The 25055-nt window shown below is 69.9% G+C and carries 22 protein-coding genes and 1 pseudogene; 15 read left to right on the top strand and 8 right to left on the bottom strand.

Translation table 11 applies throughout. The annotated features are described in order from the left end of the window. Positions 1–638: 638 nt before the first annotated feature. Positions 639–983: a hypothetical protein gene (locus ACZ48Z_RS26455; RefSeq protein ID WP_468738369.1), complete on the bottom strand. Its 345-nt coding sequence runs from the start codon at positions 981–983 to the stop codon at positions 639–641. A 510-nt stretch (positions 984–1493) separates the two neighbouring features. On the opposite strand from ACZ48Z_RS26455, the gene ACZ48Z_RS26450 reads away from it, so the two are divergent. Continuing rightward, a complete protein-coding gene (locus ACZ48Z_RS26450) occupies positions 1494–4730 on the top strand; it encodes an FtsX-like permease family protein (RefSeq protein WP_468738368.1) in 3237 nt (1078 codons plus the stop codon). A 41-nt stretch (positions 4731–4771) separates the two neighbouring features. Next, positions 4772–7621 carry a hypothetical protein gene (locus ACZ48Z_RS26445; protein ID WP_468738367.1) on the top strand — a complete coding sequence of 950 codons (2850 nt, stop codon included), beginning with the start codon at positions 4772–4774 and terminating at the stop codon, positions 7619–7621. 70 nt (positions 7622–7691) lie between these two features. On the opposite strand, the gene ACZ48Z_RS26440 is transcribed toward ACZ48Z_RS26445, so the two are convergent. Beyond that, positions 7692–8657 (bottom strand): ABC transporter ATP-binding protein, encoded by a 966-nt coding sequence (locus ACZ48Z_RS26440; RefSeq protein ID WP_468738366.1) that lies wholly within the window; start codon positions 8655–8657, stop codon positions 7692–7694. A gap of 330 nt (positions 8658–8987) precedes the next feature. Between ACZ48Z_RS26440 and ACZ48Z_RS26435 the strand changes: the two genes are divergently transcribed. Together ACZ48Z_RS26435 and ACZ48Z_RS26430 are read left to right on the top strand one after the other, a co-directional pair. Then, complete coding sequence (locus ACZ48Z_RS26435) at positions 8988–9527, top strand: GNAT family N-acetyltransferase (RefSeq protein WP_468738460.1); 540 nt, start codon at positions 8988–8990, stop codon at positions 9525–9527. A 448-nt stretch (positions 9528–9975) separates the two neighbouring features. Beyond that, complete coding sequence (locus tag ACZ48Z_RS26430; RefSeq protein WP_468738365.1) at positions 9976–10794, top strand: SAM-dependent methyltransferase; 819 nt, start codon at positions 9976–9978, stop codon at positions 10792–10794. A gap of 99 nt (positions 10795–10893) precedes the next feature. On the opposite strand, the gene ACZ48Z_RS26425 is transcribed toward ACZ48Z_RS26430, so the two are convergent. Together ACZ48Z_RS26425 and ACZ48Z_RS26420 are read right to left on the bottom strand one after the other, a co-directional pair. Further along, entirely contained in the window at positions 10894–11598 is a 705-nt protein-coding gene (locus ACZ48Z_RS26425) for a SecDF P1 head subdomain-containing protein (protein WP_468738364.1), read from the bottom strand. Continuing rightward, positions 11595–12143: a SigE family RNA polymerase sigma factor gene (locus tag ACZ48Z_RS26420; RefSeq protein ID WP_468738363.1), complete on the bottom strand. Its 549-nt coding sequence runs from the start codon at positions 12141–12143 to the stop codon at positions 11595–11597. The genes ACZ48Z_RS26425 and ACZ48Z_RS26420 overlap by 4 nt, the downstream gene beginning before the upstream one ends. 441 nt (positions 12144–12584) lie before the next feature. On the opposite strand from ACZ48Z_RS26420, the gene ACZ48Z_RS26415 reads away from it, so the two are divergent. Next, positions 12585–13352, top strand: a complete 768-nt coding sequence (locus ACZ48Z_RS26415; protein ID WP_468738362.1) for a class I SAM-dependent methyltransferase — start codon at positions 12585–12587, stop codon at positions 13350–13352. A 147-nt stretch (positions 13353–13499) separates the two neighbouring features. On the opposite strand, the gene ACZ48Z_RS26410 is transcribed toward ACZ48Z_RS26415, so the two are convergent. Further along, positions 13500–14684: an ROK family transcriptional regulator gene (locus ACZ48Z_RS26410; RefSeq protein ID WP_468738361.1), complete on the bottom strand. Its 1185-nt coding sequence runs from the start codon at positions 14682–14684 to the stop codon at positions 13500–13502. A gap of 140 nt (positions 14685–14824) precedes the next feature. Between ACZ48Z_RS26410 and ACZ48Z_RS26405 the strand changes: the two genes are divergently transcribed. After that, positions 14825–16279 (top strand): APC family permease, encoded by a 1455-nt coding sequence (locus ACZ48Z_RS26405; protein ID WP_468738360.1) that lies wholly within the window; start codon positions 14825–14827, stop codon positions 16277–16279. Positions 16280–16395: 116 nt separating this feature from the next. Here the strand turns inward: ACZ48Z_RS26405 and ACZ48Z_RS26400 are convergent, their stop codons facing one another. After that, complete coding sequence (locus ACZ48Z_RS26400) at positions 16396–16623, bottom strand: DUF5133 domain-containing protein (protein WP_468738359.1); 228 nt, start codon at positions 16621–16623, stop codon at positions 16396–16398. A 560-nt stretch (positions 16624–17183) separates the two neighbouring features. Further along, entirely contained in the window at positions 17184–17564 is a 381-nt protein-coding gene (locus ACZ48Z_RS26395) for a winged helix-turn-helix transcriptional regulator (RefSeq protein ID WP_468738358.1), read from the bottom strand. Between the two features lie 425 nt (positions 17565–17989). On the opposite strand from ACZ48Z_RS26395, the gene ACZ48Z_RS26390 reads away from it, so the two are divergent. The 3 genes and pseudogenes from ACZ48Z_RS26390 to ACZ48Z_RS26380 form a co-directional block, all read left to right on the top strand. Continuing rightward, entirely contained in the window at positions 17990–18241 is a 252-nt protein-coding gene (locus tag ACZ48Z_RS26390) for a Smr/MutS family protein (protein WP_200698450.1), read from the top strand. A gap of 338 nt (positions 18242–18579) precedes the next feature. Beyond that, positions 18580–19191 (top strand): hypothetical protein, encoded by a 612-nt coding sequence (locus ACZ48Z_RS26385; protein ID WP_468738357.1) that lies wholly within the window; start codon positions 18580–18582, stop codon positions 19189–19191. Positions 19192–19557: 366 nt separating this feature from the next. Then, positions 19558–19928: pseudogene (locus ACZ48Z_RS26380) on the top strand (transposase); the annotation flags it as partial. A gap of 47 nt (positions 19929–19975) precedes the next feature. On the opposite strand, the gene ACZ48Z_RS26375 reads toward ACZ48Z_RS26380, so the two are convergent. Further along, positions 19976–20299 carry a hypothetical protein gene (locus ACZ48Z_RS26375; RefSeq protein ID WP_468738356.1) on the bottom strand — a complete coding sequence of 108 codons (324 nt, stop codon included), beginning with the start codon at positions 20297–20299 and terminating at the stop codon, positions 19976–19978. Positions 20300–20521: 222 nt separating this feature from the next. Here ACZ48Z_RS26375 and ACZ48Z_RS26370 point away from each other — a divergent pair, with 222 nt between their 5' ends. The 6 genes from ACZ48Z_RS26370 to ACZ48Z_RS26345 all read left to right on the top strand — a co-directional run bounded on the left by ACZ48Z_RS26370 (position 20522) and on the right by ACZ48Z_RS26345 (position 24984). Next, positions 20522–20914: a hypothetical protein gene (locus ACZ48Z_RS26370; protein WP_468738355.1), complete on the top strand. Its 393-nt coding sequence runs from the start codon at positions 20522–20524 to the stop codon at positions 20912–20914. 235 nt (positions 20915–21149) lie between these two features. Further along, a complete protein-coding gene (locus ACZ48Z_RS26365) occupies positions 21150–21707 on the top strand; it encodes an ankyrin repeat domain-containing protein (RefSeq protein WP_468738354.1) in 558 nt (185 codons plus the stop codon). Between the two features lie 213 nt (positions 21708–21920). Continuing rightward, positions 21921–22217, top strand: coding sequence for a hypothetical protein (locus ACZ48Z_RS26360; protein WP_468738353.1), 297 nt, complete (start codon positions 21921–21923; stop codon positions 22215–22217). A 202-nt stretch (positions 22218–22419) separates the two neighbouring features. After that, positions 22420–22905 (top strand): MarR family winged helix-turn-helix transcriptional regulator, encoded by a 486-nt coding sequence (locus tag ACZ48Z_RS26355; protein WP_468738352.1) that lies wholly within the window; start codon positions 22420–22422, stop codon positions 22903–22905. Positions 22906–23010: 105 nt separating this feature from the next. Further along, positions 23011–24492: an MFS transporter gene (locus ACZ48Z_RS26350; protein WP_468738351.1), complete on the top strand. Its 1482-nt coding sequence runs from the start codon at positions 23011–23013 to the stop codon at positions 24490–24492. A 48-nt stretch (positions 24493–24540) separates the two neighbouring features. Beyond that, positions 24541–24984 carry a pyridoxamine 5'-phosphate oxidase family protein gene (locus tag ACZ48Z_RS26345; RefSeq protein ID WP_468738350.1) on the top strand — a complete coding sequence of 148 codons (444 nt, stop codon included), beginning with the start codon at positions 24541–24543 and terminating at the stop codon, positions 24982–24984. The last annotated feature ends 71 nt before the right edge of the window (positions 24985–25055 follow it).

Raw genomic sequence — 25055 nt, 5'->3', positions numbered from 1 at the left:
ATGGTCCCCCGGCCGACCCGAACCGGTCGCGGCGCGTGTCCCGACCTTGACCGTGCCGGTGAGCAGCGCGCCGGACTGACGCGGTAGCCGGACGTGGCCCCGCGCCGCGCGATCGGCCCCGGTCCCGATCGCCGACAACCTCACCGGAGTCCTACTCCTCGAAGGTGCCGTCGCCGTCACCACCTGGCTCACCACCCGCAGCGAATACCACCGCTGAGCCGCCCGTCGATCGCACCGCATCTGACGTCAGGCATGACCCCCGCGGTGCGCAGTCCCGTCGCACCGCTTCGGCTGGAGCCCTTGCTCACCGAGCAGGGGCGGGTGCGCCAACCGTGATTTCCGCGGATGCGCGGCCGATTGCGCAGGCCTGCTGTCATCAAGGAGACCAGCTCACCCCGTGATGCGGTGGGCGACAGCCGGGCAGGCCGCACACGAAAGCCAACTGCTTTGCGCCGACAAGGCCTGCACAGCAACGGGCTTTTTCGCGATTACCTGCGGCGCCGGGGCAGTCGGCCCGGTTTCATCCCCGCGTGGTGGCTGGAACATCGCTGGTGCCGGCCAGGGGAGGGCCCCGCACACCAGCAATCGGCCAGACCCCGGCCAATCCAGCATCGATTTCCCGGCGTTGGTCTGCTTCGTTACCGCACGAGAACGATCGAGTTGATCGGCGTGTAGTCGAGAGCGGGATACTCACCCCTGAAGCGGTACACATCCGAACAGTTCAGGCCGTCGTACCCCAGGCATTCCTGGAAGCCGGCACCGCCGGTCTGGTTGTTGACGACCACACGCTGTCCGGTGACGTTCGACAGGTTGTGGGCGCCGTAGCTGTAGAAGATGTTCTTGCTCAGGATCGTGCCGTTCGCCTCACGGATGCAGAACGCCCCGCTGGGACATGCCGTCGCCGCCTGAGCGCTGGGCGCTGTGGCAAGTCCGGCCCCCACCATGAGAGACAGCCCCGCAACGGTCATCGCGATCTTGCGCATTGTTTGTTCCCCATCTGTCTCGATTCCGGCAGCGGTGTTGGTCAGCCCACCACTGTGTCTGGAGAACTCTCGCGGTCGCAGAGCGGAAGGACCATCCTTTTCATCTCGGTCGAAATGTCCTCGGGGATCGCCCGCCGCCAGGCCCACCGGCGTGTGATGTCTGGCCGAGGCAGACTCGACCTCCTTGCTTCGGCGTCCACTCCGTATCCGCCTCTGCAACCGTGCACGTGGGCTGACCGCCCTCGCGGAGCGCGGTGGCGGATCCAGCCGCGACCGCGCCTGTGCTCGCGCCCATCTCGCCCTCGTCTTCAAGAGATCAGCAATCCTTGTGTCGTTGGGCCGATGCCTGGTAGGACTGTGGCGCGCCGTCACCGTCACATGTTCGATTCTGCGGGGGTTCATGTGGTCGCCACGGCCTTCACGTCGTCACCGCGGCGACGTCCGGGGGCCCCGCGTCCGGTCCGGCAGCGTCTTCCCGTCGTTGCCAGGCGGGCCAGGCAGCACGGGCTGGTGCTGGCGGCTGTCGCGGTGACCGTGCTGCTGTGTGCGACGGCACTGGCCGCGCTCGCGGCGCTGGCAGGGAGTTCGGTGCAGGCCGGGGCCGTGCGGCGACTGTCTGCCGACCTCGACGCGCAGGTTAACGTCAACGCGTCGTTCCGGGCCGGGGGAATGGCCGCCGCCGATGGAGATGTGCGGGCCGCCGCCGAGCGGGTGTTCGCCGGGGTGCCGCAGCGGACGTACGTGGGGTTGCTGGGCACGTCGACGGTCTCCGTGACGGGGGTCGACGGGGCGGGTCCGCCGCGCGGTCCCGGAGGGAGCGGGCTGCACCCGGTCGCGGTGCAGGACGGGGGCAGGTTCGGGCAGTTGGTCGCCGGACGGTGGCCCACCGACACGGCCGACGCCCCGGCCGGCGCGTTCACCTCGCTGCCCGATGTCCGGGTCGCCACGGGCTCCACCGCCCCGGTCGATACGGCGGTGCCCGTCGCGCTGGCCAGGCGTCTGGCCGTCGAACCCGGTTCCGGCCTTCAGGTGCAGGACGCCTTTGGACGCACCGTGACTCTGCGGATCACCGGCGTCTTCCGGGCACGTGGTGCCGTCGGGTTCTGGTCCGCGATGGCCGGTGACCTGACCAAGGGGGAAACCGCAGACCAGCGCCTGCTGGTGGTGTCGGCGTCGGCTCTCAACGGCAGCGCCGCCCTGAACGGACATCTGACGGCCCACTGGAGTGTCCAGCCCGACTTCTCCCGTATCGACGCGGAGGACCTCCCCGGGTTGCGCGACCGGCTGCGCGCTCTGTCCGGCAGCCAGAGCCGCGTGTCGGTGTTCCGCGGACGGCAGCCGTCGCTGGACGACCTGACGGTGAGCTCCGGTCTGCCGGGCGCGGTCGACGACCTGGTGGTGCCGATGGTGGCGGCCCGGTCCTCGCTGTACCTGCCGAGCGTGATGCTGGCGGCGCTCGCCCTGGCCACCCTGGTGCTGGCTGCTCGTCAGTTGACGGTGCGTCGGCAGGATGAGCTGGCCCTCCAGCGGGCCAGAGGCGCCGGCACCCTGCGGTTGCTGCGCGGTGCGGCGGCCGAGTGGGCACTCACGGGCATCCCGGCCGCCGTCGCCGCGCCCTTCCTGGCCGGGCTGCTGCACCCCGGCAGCCGGGGTACCGGGGCGTGGGCGGCGGTGGGTCTGACCCTGCTGGTGCACGGTGCGGCGGTGCTGCTTCCCGTGCTGCCGTCGGCACGGTCGCGGCCGGCCCGCGGCGTACGGGCCGCCGCCGCGCAGCAGGTGGGCGCCGACCTGGCACTGGTGGCCGTCGCGGTCCTGGGGTATCTGGAACTGCGGCGGCATCACTCGTTGATCGCCGGCCTCGGCACCGGCAGCGCGTCAGCGGACCCGGTGCTGGTCCTGGTGCCTGCCTTGGTGGCCGGGGCAGCCGCGCTCCTGCTGTTACGACTGCTGCCGCTGACCTCTCTCCTGCTGGACGCGTTCGGCCGTCGCAGCCGGGGCCTCGTCCTCGCGCTGGCGGGCTGGCAGTTGAGCCGACGGACGGCGCGCAACGCGGGACCGGTGGTGCTGATGTGCCTGGCCGTGTCGGTCAGCGCTTTCGCCACCACCGAGCTGGCCTGTCTGAAGGGCCTGGAGTCCGAGGAGGCCGCGTTCGCCGTCGGCGCGGACGTGCGGATCTCCCCTTCTCCTGCCGACAGTTACCCCTCCTCCGTACTCGGGGCCGCCTATCGCGCGCTGCCTGCGGTGACCGCCGTGACACCGGTGACGCAGTCGCTGGTGACCCTGCCCGGCGGCGCCAACGCAGACCTGGTCGGCACGATCGGCGGGCCCGCTCCCCGCACCCCGTCACCGGTCGCCTTCGGGATACGGCTGCCGGGGCGCCCGACCGCGCTGCTGCTGGACGAGCGGCTGAGCAGCGACGGCAGTCGGGCGGCGCCGAGCCTCGAACTCACCGTGCAGGACGCCTCCGGCCTCGTCAGCACGGTGGCGACCCACCTGCCCGCCGCCGACGGACGCAGGCACACCGTCGTGGTCCCGCTCGATGTGGCGCTGAGTGGCGGTCACCCGCGGGAGTATCCGCTGACGGTGACCGCGATCAGCGTTCTGCCGCAGCCGAAGGTGCGTCCCGCGCGGCTGGACCTGGAACTGATCCGGTTGGGCGGGCGCGGCGCAGCGGACACCTGGGTCACGCGGTTGCCCGGTGGGCAGGTCTGGACCGACGGTACGGACAACGCCGCCGACTCCACGGCGGGGGCATGCGAAGGAAAGCTGACCGGCGCCTACGGTCCCGGCACTCCCGGGGTGTGCTCGATCGTTCCCGGCCGCCCCCAGGTGCTCCAGACCACCATCAGCACCGGCATCCGGGCCTCCCAGGCCACCGACGACGCCTTTGGCGACCTGTCCGCCGACGACTACGACAGCCGCCCCGCCAGCCGGGTGCGCCTCGTGGCGGGCCCGTCCGGCCGGCCGGCGCCGCTGCCGGTGCGGGCCGACGCCTCGACGCTGAACGACGCGCGCCTGGACGTGGGCAGCACCACCACGCTGGAGCTGGGCGGCGCACGGATCACCGCCACGATCGTGGGCCGGGTCGACTCGCCGCCCGGACTCGGCCGCGGACAAGGGCATCTGATCGCCGATCAGCGCCAACTCGCCGGCGCGATGACGCGGGCCGGTGCCGACCCGGAGGCTCCCTCGTTCTGGTGGCTCAGCAGCACTGACAGTGCGCGTACCGCGGCCGCAGCCGAGGCGCAGCCCGCGCTGGGCTCCGTCACCACCACGGCACGCACTGCCGCGTCCTTGCGGGACGACCCGTTCCGCAGTGGGCTGCGAAGAGTGCTGGAACTGGTGCGGTATCTGGCCCCCGGTTTCGCGGTCGTCGCCTTCACCGTGCACGCGGTGGTCTCCACACGTCAGCGCCGCAAGGAGTTCGCCCTGCTGCGGGCGATCGGCGTCCGCGCCGGAAACCTGTCCGCGCTGCTGGGCGCAGAGCAACTGAGTCTGGCGCTGTTCGCGGTCGTCCCGGGGGCGCTCATGGGCATGGCCCTGGCCACGGCGGTGCTGCCACTGGTCACCGTGGACGACAACGGGCGGGCCCCGTACCCGCCGCTGCCGCAGGTCGTGCCCTGGAGCATCGTGGCGCTCACCGCAGTGGCAACCGCCTTGGCCATCAGTGCGGTTGTGCTGGCCCTGGCCCGTCTGCTGGCCCGGGTGGACCTGGTACGTGTGCTGCGGGCAGGGGAGGACCGTTGAGCCCGGCGGCCGGACACGACCGGAAAGAGCGGTGGACGGTGATGCGAACCGTGGGCCCGGGCGCGGCGGTGACGCGGCGCCTGATACGCAGGGAGGCACGCGGCGACCTGCCGCTGCTGGCCTGCCTGGCGATGGTGGTCCTGATGCTGACGGCGCTCTGCGCCTGGGTCCCCGCCTTCGTGGGCGGTCAGGAGGACCGGGCGCTACGGCAGCGCGTCGACGCCGCACTGACCCAAGCGCCCGAGATCGCCCTGAGCACCACGCCTGAGGTCTTCGACACCGTGCCGCCCTCCGTGGACACAGCAGCCCTGCTCGACTCCGGCCGCACCCTCACCGAGCAGCTGAGCGGCCCCGCCGCGCGCCATGTGACCATCACCGGCGGCAGTTACGACTACAACCAGGCATCCCTGATCTCACCGCAGCCGCCGGGGCCGGGGACGACGCCGGGGACGGCCAACACCAGCACCCAGGTCTCGGTCGGCTACCTGCCGACCGCGCGAGCCCACCTGCACTACGTCAGCGGCCACGCGCCGGCCGACCGGACGCCGCTGGGCAGCGCGCCCCAGATCGGGTTGTCGCAGGCCACCGCGCAGGCGCTCGGTGTCCGGGTCGGCAGTCGGCTCACCCTTGAGTTCGCCAAGACGCTCGGGGTGCAGGACGCCCCGCCCCGGGCACAACTGCAGGTGAGCGGGGTCTTCCGGGCCACGGCCGGGGCCGACGACTTCTGGACCGGCCAGGAGACGCTGGACCAGCCGTCGCGCTACCCGGCCGAGCACTCCGCCGGCACGGTGCTCGCCGTCCGCGGCCTCGTCGGCCTCGACGCCGCCGACCTGCTGGCCGGCGCGGGGGTGAGCGGCCCACGGGTGACCTGGCAGCTGCGCGCCGACCTGTCCGGGGCGGCACTCGACCGGGCCCGCGCTCTGACGGGGCCGCTGTCCCACTACAGCGCGGACCTCAGCGACGCCCTGTGTCAGGGACTCGACCCGATCACCGGCGACATCAGCTGCCACATCGGCGGCCAGGCCACCGGGCCCCTGCTGGTGACCGACTCCCTGACCCCGCTGCTCGCCGCCTTCACCTCCCAGGACCAACAGGCCAGGGAACTGGCGACGTTCGCCGTCGACGCGCTGGCCGCGGTCGCACTGGCCACCGTCATCGTCGCGGTACGGCTGCTGTTGCGCCGAAGGCAGGCACATCTGCGCCTGCAGCGCGCGCGGGGCGCGTCCACCACTCGGCTGGTGCTGCTGCGCTGCGCCGTGGCCTGGCCGGTCGTACTGATCGCCGCGGTACTCGGCTGGGCGGCCGGAGGGGCCCTCGCTCCCACCGGCACCTCCGGATCACCGCAACCGACGACCGCCGCCCTCGCCGCCACGGCGGTAGGGCTGACGGTGCCTCTGATGACCTGGCTCGCGGTCCGCGAGCCGCGCAGACCCGCCCGGCTACGGCGCTCGCGCCGGAACATCGCCGTCCGCCGCCGCGTGGTCCTGGAGCTGACGGTGCTGCTCACGACGGCGGCGGGCGTGGTCGCGCTGCGCACCCAGAGGCCCGACGGGATTCTGGGCGCGGTGCCGGTTCTGGTGGCGCTGACCGTCGTACTCGTCCTGCTGCGGGTGTACCCGCTCGTCCTGCGCCCGGTGCTGCGGCAGACCCGGCGCGGGCGGGGAGCGGTGGCCTTCATCGGGGCAGCCCGGGCCGCCCACGACGCACCGGCGACCGGGCTCGCCCTCTTCGTCCTGGTCCTGACCCTGGGAACCGCCGTGTTCGGCGGCCTCGTGCAACGGACGGTCGACGACGGGCTGTCGACGGGTGCGGCCTGGACCACCGGCGCCGACGCGAGCGCGAAGGTGGCCGGGACCGCAGCCCCCGGACCGGGGACCGGCACCACCGGATTACGGACCGCTCTCCAGCACCTGTACAGCCTCCAGTTGGTAGGCCGGACCGACGGCACGGTGATCTCCCAGGTCGCCGTCATCACCGTGAATCCACGGCAACTGGTCGCCGTCGCCCCGAAGTCACCGCTGGCCGGCGCCCTGCTGTCCCGGCTCGCCACCCCGACGGAAACCCGAGCCGACGCGAACGCCCCGCTGCCTTCCCTCCTCTCGCCCGGCCTGCGGGCGAGCGAGCGCACCGGCGGCTTCACCTCCACGGTCGTGCCCTACGGCAAGCCCCCGAAGGACCTGACCTTCAAGCCGGTCGGCACCCTCACCGCCACAGAACTGCACGACCCCCTCCTCGGGCCGGTCACAGCGCAGATCGCCGCCGGCACGCCGATGCTGATCACCACCGCCAGAGCCGATCACCTGATCCCTCGTCAGCCCTCGGGAAGCACCGTCCTGCTCCTCAAGGCCGACGACCCCGCCACCGTCAAACCAGCGGCACTGCGGTCGGCGGCGGCCAGGACGCTCGGGCCGACGGCCCGGATCCGCGTCCGCTCCGAGACGTTGAGCACTCTGCGCACCGACGGTCTGACGCGGGGACTCGGCACGATCTACACCACCAGCTCGATCCTGGCCGCCCTGTCGGGCCTGCTCGCGCTCATCCTGGAACTGGCTCTCACCTCCCACGAACGCAGCCGCACCACCTCGTTCCTGCGCACGCTCGGACTCGGCGGCAAGGAAGCCGGGGCGCTGCACTTCCTGCAACTGCTGCCGCTGGCGCTCGCCTCAGCGGTGGGCGGCACACTGCTCGGGCTGCTCGAACCCCGGCTCATGGCGCGGACACTGGACCTGCGGCAGTTCACCGGCGGCCCGGCCCAACCCGCGCTGCACACCGACTACTCGCTGACCGTCGCCCTCGTCGCCGGCGTGACCGCGCTGATCCTGGCCGCCACCATCACCGAGACCGTCCTGGCCCGCCGACGCGCACTGGCAGGCGTCCTACGCCTCACGTGAAGGCTCGGCACGCGGGGGGCGACCCGGACAGCCACCGGCGCCCCACTCACAACCGACTGTCTCGGCGCTCTCAGCACTCTGGGCCGCCGTTGGCCGCGTCCTGCGCGTCGGACCTCGCGCGGCGCGCGGCCTCGTCGGGCCACACACCGACGTGGTCGCTCTCCAGGACCAGCCGCACCCGCTTGCGCAGGTGCAGACGCTCGGTGAACTCCCCCGGCAGCTGCAGCCGTCCGCCGGCGTCCAAGACGGCGTACTCCTCAGCGGTGAGCACCTGGACACCGTCCTCGCCGGTGGCGACCCGGCGCAGCACCTCGGTCGAGGTACGGCCGTTGCGGATCCGTACGGTGCGCTGCACCTGCTCGGACACCAACGCGTCGTGGGTCACCACGATCACGGTGACACCCAGGTCCTCGTTGGCCCGGCGCAGCGCCGCGAAGACCTCGTCGCTGGTGGCGGTGTCGAGTTCGCCGGTGGGTTCGTCGGCGAACAGCACCCGCGGCTCGTTGGCGTTGGCGACGGCGATGGCGACCCGCTGCTGCTCACCGCCGGAGAGCGTGTCAGGGGTGCGGTCCCGACAGTGGCCGACGGACAGCAGGTCGAGCAGTTCCTCCGCCCGGGCCCGGCGCCGGGAGCGCCTGATCCCGGTGTACGTCATCGGAAGCATCACGTTCTCGGCCGCCGAGAGATAGGGAAGCAGATTGCGGGAGGTCTGCTGCCGGACAAAGCCCACGGTGCCGCGCCGGTAGCCGAGCCGCTCGCGGCGCTTCATCGCCAACAGGTCGTGTCCGGCGACCTCGGCGGCCCCTGCGGTGGGCACGTCCTGGCCGGAGAGTATGTGCAGCAGCGTGGACTTGCCGGAGCCGGAGGCCCCGATCACCGCGATCATCTCGCCCTGCGCCACGGTCAGGTCGAGGCCTTGGAGGGCCTGTACTTCGACACCCTCGGTCTGGTAGATCCGCACCAGGTTCTCGCAGACGACCATCCCCGCCTCGCTTTGCGGGGCCGTGGCCACGGTCCGCCGACGCAGCTCGTCCAAGTCCGGTCCCCCGGCGGGCTGTTCGTGAGCTGGCACACGGTCCCCCGAGGCGGTGAGGTCTGCGGACAACGCTGTCAAGGCGACGTCAGGATAGTGCGGAAGTCCGTACGAGGGGCGGGTTCCGCCAGGTCGGCGGAGGCGCGCAGAGCCGACGCCCGCGCCTTCCTCCGGGCGGTGCAGTCCCGCCACCTCCGAAGCGGAAGAATCCGTCGGAGCCGAACGCACCCGAGGAGGCCGGCTTCACAGCGATCGGCCCGGAACGTCCGGAACGTTGGGTGGACCGGTCCGCGAGCCTTGATCGCCGCCGAGTCCGCTGATTGATTGATCGGCATGACTGAACTTGGGCCTGTCGCGTGGCCGCCTGCCCCGATCAAGACCGAGCGGCTCGTGCTCCGTGCACCCGAGGCCGGGGACCGTGCGGCGTTCATCGAGCTGCACGCCTCGCCGGAGGTGCACACCTATCTCGGTGGCCCCCGGCGGCGTGACGAGCTTGAGCGTGAGATGCCCGAGGTGCCCGGGCGGTGGCCGGGAAGTTTCGTCGTTGATCTCGACGGAGCGATGATCGGCCAGATCCTGCTCAGGAGAGCATCGGAGCGCCATCGCCCGGCTGCTGCGGGGAAGGCCGATCTCGGCTACCTGTTCCTGCCCCGCGCGTGGGGATTCGGATACGCCGCCGAGTCGTGCGCGGCGGCACTCGACTGGTTCGACGGCGTCCTTCCGGGCGAGCCGGTGGTCCTCGCCACCCAGACCGCCAATCTCGCCTCGATGCGCCTCGCGGCAAAGCTGGGATTCACCGAGGTAGAGCGGTTCCATGCCTGGGACGCTGAACAGTGGCTCGGCCTGCGGCCCCCGGTCACGCCGTCCCCTTGAGCTCGTGCCCGACGGTGCGCAGCCCCAACGCGACAGGCACTGCTGGGACGGAGCCCGGCACTGTGGACGTGGTCGTCCGATGGATCGTACGGCCTGGGCCGGGGCCTGGGCCTGGGCCTGGGCCTGGGTTCGGGTTCGGCCCAGGCAATAGGAGTCAGCGCCGGCAAGACCCACGGGCCACGTAGGAAGCGCATCGGCTCGAACGCCGCGGTGACGATCCCGCGCCGCTCGCGAGGACGGTCGTTGAGCGCGTTGCAGCGGTGCCTCTCGCCGCTCTGCGCACCTCGTGCCACACCGCCGGCTTCCGTACGTGGCTGTCGTCGCACGCCGACCGTCCCCGCCCGCAACCGTCCACCAAGGGACGCCAACCCTGGCCGCCTGCACATGAGTCGACCCAGGCATCGCAAAAACGTGGTCAGCAGGCGATGTTGCAGGGAAAATGGACGTCATGACGTACGAAGGCTCCTCGATCGACCCGGCCAAGCCCAGCATCGCGCGCGTCTACGACTACCTGCTGGGTGGCAAGGACAACTACGCCGTGGACCGCGAGATCGGCGACGTGTTCAAACGCGACCTGCCCGGCTCGGTGGCCATCGCCTACGCCAACCGCTCTGCGCTGACCCGCGCTGTCGCAGAGATCGTGAAGACCACCGGCATCCGGCAGTTCATCGACCTGGGCAGCGGGCTGCCGACCGCCGACAACGTCCACCAGGTCGCCCAACGGCACGCCCCCGAGGCCCGAGTCGTCTACGTCGACACCGACCCCCAAGTCCTGGTCCACGGAAGGGCGCTGCTGGAGAAGGACGACCGCACCCGGGTCGTCGCCGTCGACGTCCGCGACCCCGAAGGGGTCCGCACCCATCCCGACACCGTCGAGCTGATCGACTTCACGCGACCCGTCGCGGTCATCTTCAGCGCGATCCTCCATCACGTGAACGACGACGAGGACCCGGCCGGCATCGTCCGCTACTGGCGCGACCAGGTGCCCTCCGGAAGCCACTTCTTCGTCAGCCACTTCCGCTCCGGCAACAACCCGGAGACGCAGGAGGCCGAGAAGGTCCTCCAGCAGACGTTCGGCCGCGGCCGCTGGCGCACCGACGCGGAACTCGCCGCCCTCCTCGACGGCTTGGAGATCCTCGACCCCGGCATCGTCCCCGCTCCCCTGTGGCGCCCCGACCAGACCGGCACCGCCTGGAACAGCACGGGGGAACTGCAACTCACGGTCTGGGAACACCTCATCGCCGCCGCCCTCGCCCGCAAACCCTGACCGTCGACCGGGACAACGGCGTCTCGATCGCCCTCACCGGATGAGATCGGCCGTGAGCGGGTTGGTCAACGCCCCAGCAGCAGTCGGCTGTTCAACGACTCACCCGGGATCCAGCTGTTGGGCGAGGTCGTGGGCGGCATCGCTGGTGAGGTCCCCGAGGTAGCCCCCGACGACTTCGAATCGACCGCCGGTGAGCGAGGCGGACACGTAGGGCGTGCCCCAGAGCTTGCCGTCGATGACGATGGCGAATGCGTTGCGCGGATACGGGGCCCCCGCGATGGAGCCGGTGAGGGAGGCGAAACGGGTCCGGTCGGCGGGGCTGAGGGTCGCGAGGACCTGCCAGGTGCCGTCGACGGTGCTTTTCTCAGCCTTCGCGGAGGCGACACGGATGTCGTTCAAGCCCCTGGTTCGATCGGTTTGGACGCACAACGCCGGATGGTCCGCGGTCGCGGGCATGGAGTAGCGCCCGCCGGCCTCGGTGCATGCCTGCTCCCTTTCCGAGGTGATCGGCAGGAGCGACACCGGGACCGCCTTCCCGGTGTCACCCCCTGCGGCGGGCCGCACCACGTGCCCGCTCGAGGTCGCGCCGTCCGCGACGGCCATCCAGGTGCCGGCGACCACGGCGGCGGTGACGACACCGACCCCCACGCGGGCCAGCCGCTGCCGCCGCCGGGCGACCCGCAACGCGCCGTCGGCCAGGCCGACCAGGTGGGCACCGGAGTCGTCCCCGCTGTCCAGGACGTGGGCGTGCAGGGCATCGTGCAGCAACGTGTCGTGCAGCGGGTGTTCGTTCGAGTCGTTCATGCGATGAGGCCCCTTCCGGAGGCAGTGGAGGAAGCCGCCGTCTGCCCTGCCTCGGCCAGCGTGGTGCGGAGCGATGTGAGGGCCTTGTGGGTCTGGCTGCGAACCGTCCCCTGAGCGACGCCCAGAATCATGGCGATCTCGTTGTCCGGCCGGTCCTCGAAGTAACGCAGCACGATCACCGCACGCTGACGCTTGGGCAGCCGCCGCAGCGCGGCCATGATGTCCTGCCGCTGGACCACGGCGTCGGCCAAGTCGGAGCCCTGCCCGGACGGGCGGTCCGGCAGCATGTCCGTGACGGTCTCCCGCCCCCAGCTGAGGAGTCGGAAGCGGTCCACCTGGGCGTGGTAGAGCGCCCGGCGCACATAGATCTCCGGTTGCTCCCGGTCGCGCAGCTTCGACCAACGCCGGGCGGTAGAGGCGAGCGCGGTCTGGAGCAGGTCCCGGCCCTGCTCCCAGTCCCCGGTCAACAGGTATGCCGTGTGCAGCAGCGATCTCGACCGCGCTGCCACGAACTCGCGGAACTGGCGTTCCTCGTCGGCGTTCAATAGGCCCTCCCTCGTTCTCCTGTAAAGACGGGTACGGAACGGGGTTCGACTGCCCTGTCGATCAGACTTTTTCCATCACGGCGCCACCAGGCTCCTCGCGGGGCACCGCCGCCTCCCGAGGCCCAGCCGCGACCAACCACCGCGTCACCGCCGACGGCCCCGTCCTCGACGATCAGCACTGACATCCCGGAATGCCGTGTCCGGCGTACCGGACGTCAGCGGCGAGAGCGCGCGGGTATCACCGTCGGCCGGGGAACTCCTGACGGTGTGCGCAGCGTGCCGGGGATGAACCACCGCTCTTCCCCCGCCCCCGGGCCGGGCCCGACGCCGACTTCACGACGGCCTGACGCCGCGGCGACTGAGCCGGTGCCGTGGACCTCTCGCAGGGCTAGTGTCTGTCGAGTGAGCACAGACGATGCGAACCGGCGGTGGACACAGTCCATGCCAGAGGCCTACGAGCGCCACCTGGTGCCGGTCTTCTTCCGCCCCTTTGCCGCCGACCTGGCCGCCCGGGCGGCGGCGCTGCAGCCGCTCACCGTGCTGGAGCTCGCCGCCGGAACCGGGGCGTTGACCGAGGCCCTGCTCTCCGCGGTGCCCACGGCCTCGGTGGTGGCGACCGATCTCAACGAAGCGATGGTCACCGCCGGATCAGCACGGGTGCCGGGCGCCGACTGGCGACAGGCGGACGCCCAGGAGCTGCCCTTCGAGGACGGCAGTTTCGACCTGGTTCTGTGCCAGTTCGGGGTGATGTTCTTCCTCGACAGAGCTGCCGCCTACGGCGAGGTGGGCAGGGTCCTTGCCCCGCAGGGGCGGTTCTTGTTCAACAGCTGGGGCCCGCTGGCCTCGCACGGTTTCGGGGCCGCCTTCCAGATGGCCCTGGAGCAGTCCATGCCCGACGGGGCGCCCTCGTTCGTCAACGACGTGCCCCACGGTTACAGCGATCCGGCCGTGGTCGCCGCGGACCTCGCGACCGCCGGACTGACCCTGGCCTCCACCGTGGAGGTCACGCTGGACGGGGTCGCGGAGTCGGCCGCCTCCGTCGCCACCGGGTTCCTCACCGGCACACCGGTGAGCGCCGCCCTCAAGGCCCGCGAAGACGCGCAGACCATCCAGGCCGCCGTCACACAGAAGATGGCCGCCCTCCTCGGCAGCGGACCTGTGACGGCGCCGATGGCCGCGACCGTCTACACAGCGCACCACCAGGTGTGACCTCTCCCCCGTCCGACGGGCACGGCCGCGACCACCACGCAGTCCGCCGTACTCCGTCCTGCGCGACGACGACAGAGCGTGAACTCACCGGATTCCGCCGGGCGGTCGGGTTCCCGGCCCAGCCGCCCGGTTCTCTGCCCCGGAGTCCTACGACGCACCCGACCGTTGCTCGAACACCACATCCCGAGCCGTCCCGAGCGCCGTCGCCACCGCGCCCAGCAGCACCGCGTCCTCCCCCAGCCGGCTCGGGGCGATCTTCGGGCGCAGTGGCGTCAGGGCCCTGAGGTTGTCGCGCACCGGCTTGAGGAGCAGGTCCACACTGTGCCCGACCCCGCCGCCGAGAACCACGAGATCCGGGTCGAGTACGGCCGCGGCGACCGCCACCGTGTGGGCGATCCGTTCACCCTCCAGCCGCACCGCCCGCACCGCGGCGTCGTTTCCCTGCCGGGCCGCGTCGAACACCGCCTTCGCGGTGAGCTGACCCCTCATCCCGAACCGGCGCGCCGCCTCCACGACCGCCACGCCCGACACCGCGTCCTCCAGCCGCTCGGGCTTCTGCTGCCCGGGCCACGGCAGGAACCCGATCTCCCCGGCGAGACCGCGCGCCCCGGTGAACAGCCGCCCCTCGCTCACCACGCCCATGCCGAGACCGGTACCGATGAGGATGTACGCGAACAGTCGACTGCCCGCCCCGACGCCGTACGTGTACTCGCCGAGCGCGGCGAGGTTGGCGTCGTTGTGCACCTCCAGCGGGACGCCCAACTCCTCGCGCATCCGGTCGAACAGTCCGGCGCGCCCCCAGCCCGGCAGGTGCATCGCGTACCGCACCCTGCGCTGTTCCTCGTCGTACACACCGGGCGTGCCCACCACCGCGTGCGCCACCTCGTCCGGTGCCACGCCCGAACCGGTGATCACCTGCCGTGCCGTCGCCACCACCAGGTCGGCCATCGTGGCCGAGCTGCGTGCGTGGTTGCGCACGTCGGAGCGGGCCACGACGGTGCCGTCCAGGTCGGCAACGGCGACCCGCAGCCAGCTGCGGCCCACGTCGATGCCGAGGGCGTAGCCGGCCGCCGGGTCCGGCGCGTACAGCACTGCCGTACGGCCGCGTTCGGGTACGTGGGTGCCCACCTCGTGGACCAGACCGGCCGCTTCCAGTGAGGCGAGCGCGCTGGAGACAGTCGGCTTGGACAAGCCGCTCTCACGGGCCAGCTGTGCCCGCGAGGTGGCGCCGGTCGCGCGCAGCCGCTCCAGCAGCAACCGCTCGTTGGTGCTGCGCAACCGCTGCCGGTTCCAGGGCTGTTCCTGCTGCTCTTCGACGTCACCGGCGGCCATCCCACCATTCTCACGCACAGGGAGCCCCCTCTCTTGACGCATCAAGTAAGGCTACTTAACTTTATCGGGCTACAGACACCGGATACCGGCCCGCACGCCGCACCTCACCCCTTCACCTCGCACCCACCCCAGGAGCCCTCATGTCCGGTAGCCCGCCACCCGGCGGTGGTTTCGTCCGCCGCCTCGGCCTGTTCCAGGCCACCACCATCAACATGAGCCAGATGTGCGGCATCGGCCCGTTCGTCACCATCCCGCTGATGGTGGCCGCCTTCGGCGGGCCGCAGGCAGTGATCGGATTCGTCGCCGGTGCCGTCCTCGCCCTGGCCGACGGGCTGGTGTGGGCCGAAATGGGCGCGGCGATGCCCGGCTCCGGCGGCAGTTACGTCTATCTGCGCCAGGCCTTCCAGTACCGCACCGGCCGGCTGATGCCGTTCCTGTTCGTCTGGACGGCGATGCTCTTCATCCCGCTGATCATGTCGACAGGCGTCGTCGGCTTCGTTCAGTACCTGGGCTACCTCGCCCCCGGACTGGGGCAGACCTCCGGCGATCTGATCGGCCTGGGCGTCATCGCCCTGGTCGTGATCCTGCTGTGGCGGGGCATCGAGCACATCGCGCGGATCACGGCCGTGATGTGGGCGGTCATGATCGCCTCGGTGGCGCTGGTCATCGTCGCCGCAGCGAGCGACTTCAGCCCCCACCTCGCGTTCACCTACCCTGCCCACGCCTTCGACCTGGGCAGCAGCGGCTTCTGGATCGGCTTCGCGGGCGGCCTGACCATCGGCATCTACGACTACCTCGGCTACAACACCACGGCCTACATGGGCGCCGAGATCAAGAATCCCGGGCGCAACCTGCCCCGCTCGATCATCTTCTCCATCCTGGGCATCATGGCGATCTACCTGCTGCTGCAGATCGGCACGCTCGGCGTGATCGACTGGCACCGCATGACGGATCCGAAGGACATCGCCTCCACCTCGGTGGCCTCGGCGGTGCTGGAGGAGACCTGGGGCAAGGGTGCCGCCGACACGGTCACCGTCCTCATCCTGATCACCGCCTTCGCCTCCGTCTTCACCGGCCTGCTCGGCGGCTCGCGCGTACCGTACGACGCGGCCCGCGAACGGGTCTTCTTCCGCCCCTACGCCAAGCTGCACCCCAAGCACCGCTTCCCGACCCTGGGCATCGCGACCATGGGCGTCATCACCGCGATCGGATTCCTCATCGGCCGCCACACCGATCTGGCGACCCTCATCCAACTCCTCACGACCGTGATGGTGATCGTCCAGGCCCTAGCCCAGATCGTGGCACTGAGCGTGCTGCGCAGGCGCCAGCCGACGCTGAAGCGTCCGTACCGGATGTGGCTCTACCCGATCCCGAGCGTCATCGCCTTCGTCGGCTGGTGCGTCATCTACGGCTACTCGGACAAGAACTCGCCAGGACGCCACCCCATCGAGTGGTCCCTGGCGTGGCTGGCCCTCGGCTGCGTGGCCTTCGTGCTGTGGGCACGCTTCGAGAAGGTGTGGCCGTTCGGCCCGAAGGAGATCACGGAGGACTACCTCACAGCCGATACGACCCAGGCGGAGCCGGCGGACGCGTGAACCGGCCGCCGCCCGGGGCTGGTGGCCGGCCGAGCTGGTTCATCGAGGCTGGCCACGCTGGGCGCATCTGCACTCGCACACCGAGGTCGGGGTCGGGGTACGAACGCGAAGATCGATCAGGCGGTGAGGAGGGAATCGTCCTGCGGGCGGGCGCCGGGCAACTGGTGACGGGCGGCGATGAGGGCGGCGTCGATGTCGCAGGTGCCGGTCGACACGCACAGGGTGTAGGCGACGTCGTCCATGCGGCGACGCACCTCGGGGCTGCCCTCTTCGGCATGCAGGATCCGCAGCGTCTCGTACTGCTCGACCAGGTTCATCAGTACCGCGGGGTGTGCCATGAGCATCGTGAGTCTCCCTGATCACCAAATTCAACATGCCCTGTACAGCGACCGTCTGCCCCGGGCCCGGGCCGCCATTCCCACGCATTCAGGATCGCGAACAGTAGGCCCGTCAGCCGCGTCAGCCGGTGGACGAACCTGGAGCAGTGACCACGCCGACAGGGTCGTGTCCGTCCATCGCCAGATGGCGCCCGTGCCTGGCGAGTCAACGGTGGTGGCGATCTGCAGGGACCGCTCCAGCATCTGGGTCACGTGCAGGCGTTACCGCCGTACGGCGCTGCTGCCGGGCGACGCGTTCGATCCCGCCAGGCGGAAAGGTGGCTGCGCTCAAGCCGGCGTGAGCCGCAACGGGGCCTGCCCCGGCCTCGTGCCGTAATCGAGCGGCATTGGGCGAGTTGCGGCACTTCCTCACGACACAGGCTCGGAGTACGACGCAGAGTGCCCGTCGTCGTCAGGTCCGGCCTTGGCTGGGCTCTACGTCTGCTCGGCCAACGCGTCTACGCAGCCTGCAGAGGTCTGCTCACCACGGCCACGGCCGAACGCCTTCTGCGAGTGCTGTGCACCCGTCAGACGTCGAAGCGACGGCGGGCGGCCTCGATGTGACCCAGGTACTGGTGGGTCCAGCCGCACATTCCATCGACCGTGGCACGCAGGGCTCGGCCCGGTTCGGTGAGGGTGTACTCGACCCGCGGCGGCACTGTGGGGTGCACCGTCCGCTCGACCAGGCCGTAGCGCTCCAGCATGCGCAAATTCTGGGTGAGCATCTTGTGGCTGATGCCCTCGACCTCGTCACGCAACTCGCTGAAGCGCAGGGTGCCCTCTCCGAGAGCCTCGATGATCAGGAACGCCCACTTGTTGGCGACGTCCGAGAAGATCTCCCGCGCCAGAGAGTCCGCACGCCTCAGGTCCGCGTCTTCGGGTGAGCCCGTGAACTGCTTGGTCTCCATAAGGTTTCCCTGTCACCGAAGAGTACGTTCTTCCAGCTCAACGCACTCTCCTATAGTTTCTGAGTAACCACAAGAGAGCACGTACGCCGTGGTTCCGCAGACGCATTCATCTAGCAGACCCTGCATGCGGTGAACCTTGAGCAGAACGCCCGGGCTACGTCGGAAGCCATCCCTCGTACTTCGGCGACCACCGCCCGGTCAGCACAGTCCGCGGCGTCACCACGGCCGGTGTCCAGTCATCCGACGACCACCGCACCTGGTCGTCCGTACCGCCGCACCGCAGTCGAGCGTCCCAGCCCCAGCAGCGCGGCCGAAGTACGGGAACTGCGGAGGGGACGGGGGCGAAGAGGATCGCATACGCTGCGACCGTACGACGAGCCCCATTGGGACCCGGCATGTCCCGGGGGTCGAGCTCATCGGAGGCGATGGCCCTGCTCACCTTGGATCTGCACCCCGTTTTCCGCAGCGATCGCGCCATCGACACGGCCCTGCGGCAGACCCTCTTCAAGGCAGCCGCCACCGGCGTCGACACGGTCCAGATCATCCCGGGCAAGGGGACGGGCCAGTTGAAGAAGCGGGTGCTGGCGGTGCTTGCGCAGAAGCACCTCAGGAAGCTCTACGCCCGTGTGGAGACGGATCCGACCAACGCCGGCCGGATCCTGGTCCACCTTCGTTGACTTCGTCGACCGACACCCCGGACACCGTGCAAGAACCGCGCGCGTCAGCGGCGGCCCATGCCCGCTGCGCCTCGCCCTGCTCACCACCCCGCCTGCCACGCCTCGGCGATGCGACTCGCCGCGTGACCTGAAGGCGCTGCGACAGCAGCTGGACGACGACCCGTGCGTCACCGACATCATGCTGACCATGCCGGACGGACCTGTAGGGCCCGCTCGTGCGCAACCGTTCAGTACCCGCGCCTTCCTCGTGGAGCTCACGTGCTGCGCTGTCAGTGGTGACTGCGATGATCGGCCTACCGGTGTGAGCACGCCGGTATCGCGACTCTGGGGCGGCTCGAATGGATACTTGGCAGAAGCTTTCAGCGCTGGTGGCGGAGCGGCTGACGGCCGCGTCGTCCGGCGAGCGCGGCGTATTCGCCGCCGGTGTCGCGGAACGCCTGATGAGTTGGCATGAGGCACTGCCGGAAGACGAACAGGCTCCCTTCACCGTAAGCCTGCGCCCCCTGCTCAACTCCGTATGGGAGGGCGTGCTCGGCAACTCGACCGCCTTCTCGGCCGTAAAGCGTGGGGTCGGCGAGTACCTGCTCAGCGAGTACTGCCACAACGACGGCCAGGACGGGCCGGATGACGCGGACGAGTCGGCTGCGGCGGCGACGTTGTATGCCGCACTTGCCTACCTGTTCGACTGTCAGGAGTTCGCCGTCTCGACCAGTAGCCGGGCGGTTGAGGCGACCGACGAGCGCCTCGAGTATCTGGCTGAGCAAGAAGACGGCGAACTCGCCGACGACACGGACGAAGCGCTCGCCTCAGAACTGCAGCGGCAACTGCGGGACTTGGACCTCATCGCACGCTATGCAAAGGATCTTCGGCACTCCGGCTTGGGGCTGCCCATCGACACGACCATCCGGCTCCGCGTCGAGCTACGCGCTCCTCTCTCCGGCCGGGAGTGAGCGCGGTGGAGAACACGGTGGCGGAGCCGAGCCAGGTCAACTGATCGGCCGTCGCAGGTCACAGCGCCGTCGACAGACCAGACCATTCGAGACGGATCCCGTCTCATCGGAGCTTGATCCCGCCGGTAGATCCCCAGTGTCAGACCCGTATGCGAGCGCGACGTGAGACAACATGCGACCTGGGCGGGGGGATCGGTGGCGGCACGGAAAACGCACGGGCCCTCGCCGCTGCCGGGGCTGGTCCTTGGCGGCCGTCGATCGGTGGTTGGTCACCTGGGCGGCTGAGCCTGGCCGGACCGACGCCGAGCCTGTTCCCGGTACCGGATCGGGTGCACCTGACCGACACGGAGCCTGCGGCAGCGGAAGAGGCCGATCGGCGCCGCCCGGCCCGACGGCGCCCCGGTCTACGTGATCCTGGACAACCCGTCCGCCCATAAAGGCGCCGACATCCGACGCTGGGCGAAGAAGAGCAAGGTCGAGCTGTGCTTCACCCCGACCCACGCCCCGTGGACGAACCCGATCGAAGCCCACTTCGGACCGCTACGACAGCTCACCATCGCCAACTCGAACCACCCCAACCACACCGTGCAGACCCGAGCCCTGCACGCCTGCCTCCGGTGGCGCAACGCCAACACCCGCCACCGCGACGTCCTGGCGCCGAACGCAAGGAACGCGCCCGCATCCGCAGCGAGAAAGGCATCCGACGGGGCGGACGCCCTCTCACAGCCGCGGCCTGATCCAACCCAACCCAACCCGGCGAACCCACGCGGTCACAGCACCTGGCTCAGTCAGGCGGTGGTGGAGACGCGGGAAGTTGCTCGGCTCTGCTGACGCGTTCTTCGAGGGCCCGGATGCGGTCGTAGAGATCGACCAGGGTCACGCCGTTGGCAACCACACCCGAGCGGCGCCAGTGCCTCCGCACAAATTCCTCTCGGCTCTCCTGCACCGACTGCTGGAATCCGGTCGGAGCCACGGCGCTTGGTGCCCTCACCGACCTGAGCTCGTCTCGCCCGAGCGAGCCCTTTTGCACCTTCGCAACAGCAATCGCACCAAGCATGATCACCACGAGAACGGCGGGGAATATCAACAACGCCCAGCTGGCCGACATGAGAACTCCCTAGTCCCTGGCAGTGGATCGACACTACCGGTCCTCGGCCAAGCCGGAGTCAGTGAGTTGCTTTCATCCTGCCTGCAGGTCACGGGGCTGGTGCGGGACAGGAGCGGGATACTCGGGGAAGCACCGCAGCCCCGCCCCACGCCAACCCACACCGCCCGCGATGTTCAGGGTGAAACCGCTCAGGGGCGTCATCCAATCCTCTACGATCTCGCGGTGACGATCTGGACGGAGCGCCCTGCCAAGACCGACGTCGAAGCGGTCGTTTGCCGCTACTTCAGCCTGCTCCGAGCTGGGAAGGTCCCTGAGGCCGAACAGCTCGTCGATCACTCATCAGTCCGGCATGTGCTCAAGTCGCTATGGGCCAGCTCGGTCGGAGCGAGCGCCGATGCGAAGGAGGCGAGTTGCAGCCCTGCCGCCGATGCGTGGGAGCGGGACCTGTCCTGGCTCTGCGAGCTCGATCTCGGGGACTTCAACTGGGGCCACACTGGCAGCCATCTCTACGCCGAGGTCACCTACCGCGCGCAGGTGATCGAGGTGTCATTGGGCTTCTGGATCAAGCCAACCGACGCTGGCTGGGTCGTCGCGGGACCGTCCACACTCTGGTAGGGCACACGGAAGACCAGCACGATCCGGGCGTCGGCTGAATTCCCCGCTGACGGACGATCACCCGCTGACGATCAAGGCTACGACCAGCCCGAGCGCACCGGGCCCCGTCCCACGCCGACCCAGCGACCTGCAACTTCGGGTTGGAAAGGCTGAGTCCTTCCAGTCGTCCTGAAGCTTCTCGGTGGCTTCCTGCATCTGGTCGCCGTAGTCGAACGAGGAAGCCCAGCGAACGTTCGTGGCCACAGCACTAGCCGCGGCGCTGGGCGCATCCCACTACGACGGTACGGGGCCGGCCTGCGTGTCCGGCATCGACGCGGTCGAAGCGGTGCGCCGGCGGTTGGAGGCGGCGGCCGTGGAGGACGAAGCCATCGGCGAGCTGCTCGAAGATCCGCTCGGGTACGACGTGGACGAGAGCTTGCAGATCGTCGGCGTGACGTCCGTGCCTGGCGACTCCGTCGTGACACAGCCCTGGGGACATGCGCCGCACATGCCGGGCATGTTGACCCGGTTGCCTGCCGGAACGTTCTGCTACGGCCTGTACGCCGACCCCAAGAGCGGCAACCAAGGCAGCATCGCCCGTCATGGACGTATCGAGGGCTGGGACCTGCACCCGGGTGGAGGACCGCACGAGAACGACACCTCCGAAGAAGTGCTGGCTTCGTACCTCCATCTGCACGACGCCGCGGCCTACTCCTGCGCCTTCGCTGGACTGCGTCTGACCGACCGGCGTGCGATGGTCGGTCCTCCGGATGTGTGGGTCGAACTGCCCTGCCGCGACTACTGGAGTCACTGACTCGCACGGACTATCGTCGTCGGGCTTTCACTCCGCACCTCCGGTGCCGCCGGCAGATCGTCCGAACGACGAAGGGCTGAGTCGTGCTGACCACTGCGCACCCTCCGTAGGTACCTCTGGAAGGCCCAGGGGCCCCTACGGAGGCTCTCGATGTCCCGAACCGTTCGCACAACTCCCTGGCGACTCCGCATCCGGAACGGCGCTTCGGCGTCCATGTCCCTGTACGACCTGCGCTACCCGCATGCTGACCTGACCCGGGCCGCCCGCGAGGGCCGTCGCCCTGTCCCGACGAAAACGCTGCTCCGGATCACCGTCTGGCAGTGGATGGTGCTCGACTGCAGAGGTGACTCGTTCTCGACCGAAATCGCCATGGCTGAAGGTCGGGCGCGGCTCCAGGGCCGCCTCCAAGCTCAGCGGATCCGCGGCCTGCACCGCGCCGGCCACGATCTTGACGGCGCAGATATCGCTCCGGTCCGCCACCGTCACGACGCTCTCTGGAGCGCTTGGTAGACACCATGAAGTCCGCGCCCAGCTGGCGGCTCAATCGGTGCGTGCGGAGATCGACGGGCACTCGTCTCGGCCGGGATGAGGTCCGCTGCGCAATCTGGAGAAGCTCTCGCCGGCGCCGAACCGGACCCTCCGCCTGCCCGGACTCCATGAAGGTCCTTTTTGGATAATCCGTCTCGGATCGAGTTGCTCTACGCTGGCAGACATGACCGCCATGACGCCCGCGCGCACCGAACCGGACCTGTCGTTCCTCCTCGACCACACCAGTCACGTCCTGCGGAGCAAGATGTCCGCCGCCCTCGCCGAGATCGGCCTGACCGCCCGGATGCACTGCGTGCTCGTCCACGCCCTGGCGGAGGAGCGCACTCAGATCCAGCTCGCGGAGATCGGCGACATGGACAAGACCACGATGGTGGTGACGGTGGACGCCCTGGAGGAGGCGGGCCTGGCTGAGCGCCGCCCTTCCAGTACGGACCGGCGGGCCCGGATCATCGCCGTCACCGACGAGGGAGCCCGCGTCGCCGAGCAGAGCCAAAAGATCGTCGACGGCGTGCATCGCGACACCCTGGCCACACTGCCCGACAAGGACAGGGACGCCCTTCTGCGGGCCCTGAAGCACCTGGTCGGCGACGGCTTGGCCACCCCTGTCGAGGCACCGCGCGCCGCCCGTCGAGCGCGCCAGTCCAGGTAAGGGGGAGGCGGGGAAGCGGGGTCACAGTAAGAACGAAAGAGATAGTCTGCAACAAAACTATCTGCTACGGTCTCTCCTGTTGTCCCAACCGACAGGAGAGACCGCATGTTTGCTGCATCCGGCTCCACGCCATCACCCGTTCCCCCGCGCTCACTCCGGCTCGCCCTTGCAGTCATCGCCGCCGGGATGCTGATGGTGGTCCTCGACGGCTCCATCGTCACCGTGGCGATGCCGGCCATCCAGAACGACCTGGGGTTCACCCCCGTCGGCCTCAGTTGGGTCGTCAACGCCTACCTCATCGCATTCGGCAGCCTGCTGCTGCTGGCCGGCCGGCTCGGCGACCTGATCGGCCGCAGGCGCATGTTCCTGGCCGGCACCGTCGTCTTCACCGCTGCCTCGCTGTTGGCCGGCGTGGCCACCTCGCCCGCTCTGCTGATCGCCGCCCGCTTCCTGCAGGGCATCGGCAGCGCGATGGCCTCCGCCGTCAGCCTGGGCATCCTCGTGACGCTGTTCACCGAGCGCAAGGAGCGGGCCAGGGCCATTGCCGTCTTCAGCTTCACCGGTGCGGCGGGTGCGTCCATCGGCCAGGTCCTCGGCGGCGTACTCACCGACGCGCTCAACTGGCACTGGATCTTCTTCATCAACCTGCCGATCGGCATCGCCGTCCTCGCGATCGCCGTACGTGTCCTGCCCGGTGACGTCGGTCTGGGTCTCAAGGCGGGCGCGGACGTGTTCGGCGCGGTTCTGGTCACCGCCGGTCTGATGCTCGGCATCTACACCGTCGTCAAGGTCGAGGAGTACGGCTGGACTTCGGGCCGCACTCTCGGCTTCGGCGCCCTCGCCGCCGTACTGCTCGCAGCATTCCTCGTCCGTCAGGGGACCGCGAAGAGCCCCCTGATGCCACTGCGGATCTTCCGCTCACGCAGCGTCTCCGCCGCCAACCTGGTCCAGATGCTGATGGTTGCCGCGCTCTTCTCCTTCCAGATCCTCGTCGCCCTGTACCTCCAGAAGGTGCTCGGATACGGTGCCGCCCGGACCGGTCTCGCGATGCTCCCGGCAGCCGCCGTCATCGGTGCCGTCTCCCTGGGGGTCTCCGCCCGTCTCAACGCCCGCTTCGGTGAGCGCAACGTCCTGTTGGCAGGCATTGTGCTCCTCATCGGCGTCCTGGGTCTCCTCACCCGCGTTCCTGTGCACGCCAGTTACCCCGTCGATCTCCTCCCGGTCATGCTGCTCGCCGCGGGCTTCGGCCTCGCGCTGCCCGCGCTGACCGCGCTCGGAATGTCCGGCGCGAACGAGAAGGACGCCGGTCTCGCGTCCGGCCTGTTCAACACCACTCAGCAGATCGGCATGGCCCTGGGCGTCGCGATTCTGTCCACCGTGGCCGCTTCCCGCACCGAGAGCCTCGCGGCGGGCGGGCGTACAGAGGCCGAGGCGCTCACCGGCGGCTACCGGCTCGCCTTCACGGTGGGCGCGGGGCTCCTCGTCATCGCCTTCACCATCGCCTTCACCATGCTGCGTCGCCCCCGCCAGGTCGCCGAGGAGCCGGCCCTCGACATGCATGCTCCCGCGCACGGCACAACCGTCTGACACGCCCTCTCCCCCACCCTCGTCCCCACTGCTGAAAGGCCGATCCGCATGAGCGAGACCTCCGCCACCGAAACCACCCCCGCCGCCACCACCAAGAACGACGGCCCGGCCCCCCGCGTGCTCACCGACCAGGAGCTCTCCCAGCTGCTGAAACAGCAGCAGTTCGGCGTACTCGCGAGCGTCAGAAGCACCGGCCACCCGCACCTGTCGACCGTCCTCTACGACTGGAACGCCGAGGAACGCGTACTGCGCGTCTCCTCCACCGCCGACCGCCTCAAGGTCCGCCAGCTGCGTCGCGACCCGCACACCTCACTGCACGTCAGCGGTCCGGACGTCTGGTCGTTCGCCGTGGCGGAAGGCGAGGCGGAGATAGTGGATCCGATCGACGGGGCGGCCCCCGGCGAGCAGCCACTGCCCGATCGCCGCGTGGTGATCCTGATCCGGGTGTCCCGCCTGTACGGGACCGCCCTGGACATCCCCGCACACGCCTGAGGAGTCGGCACATACGCCGGATCGCGGAAGTGCCGACGCAGCCCAGGGTGGAGCAGGACTGGGTCACGTGG

It is taken from the genome of Streptomyces sp. NPDC031225 (genome assembly GCF_055570355.1).
The sequence above is the reverse complement of the archived record's forward strand: the minus strand, read 5'-3'. Positions and strand labels throughout refer to the sequence as shown.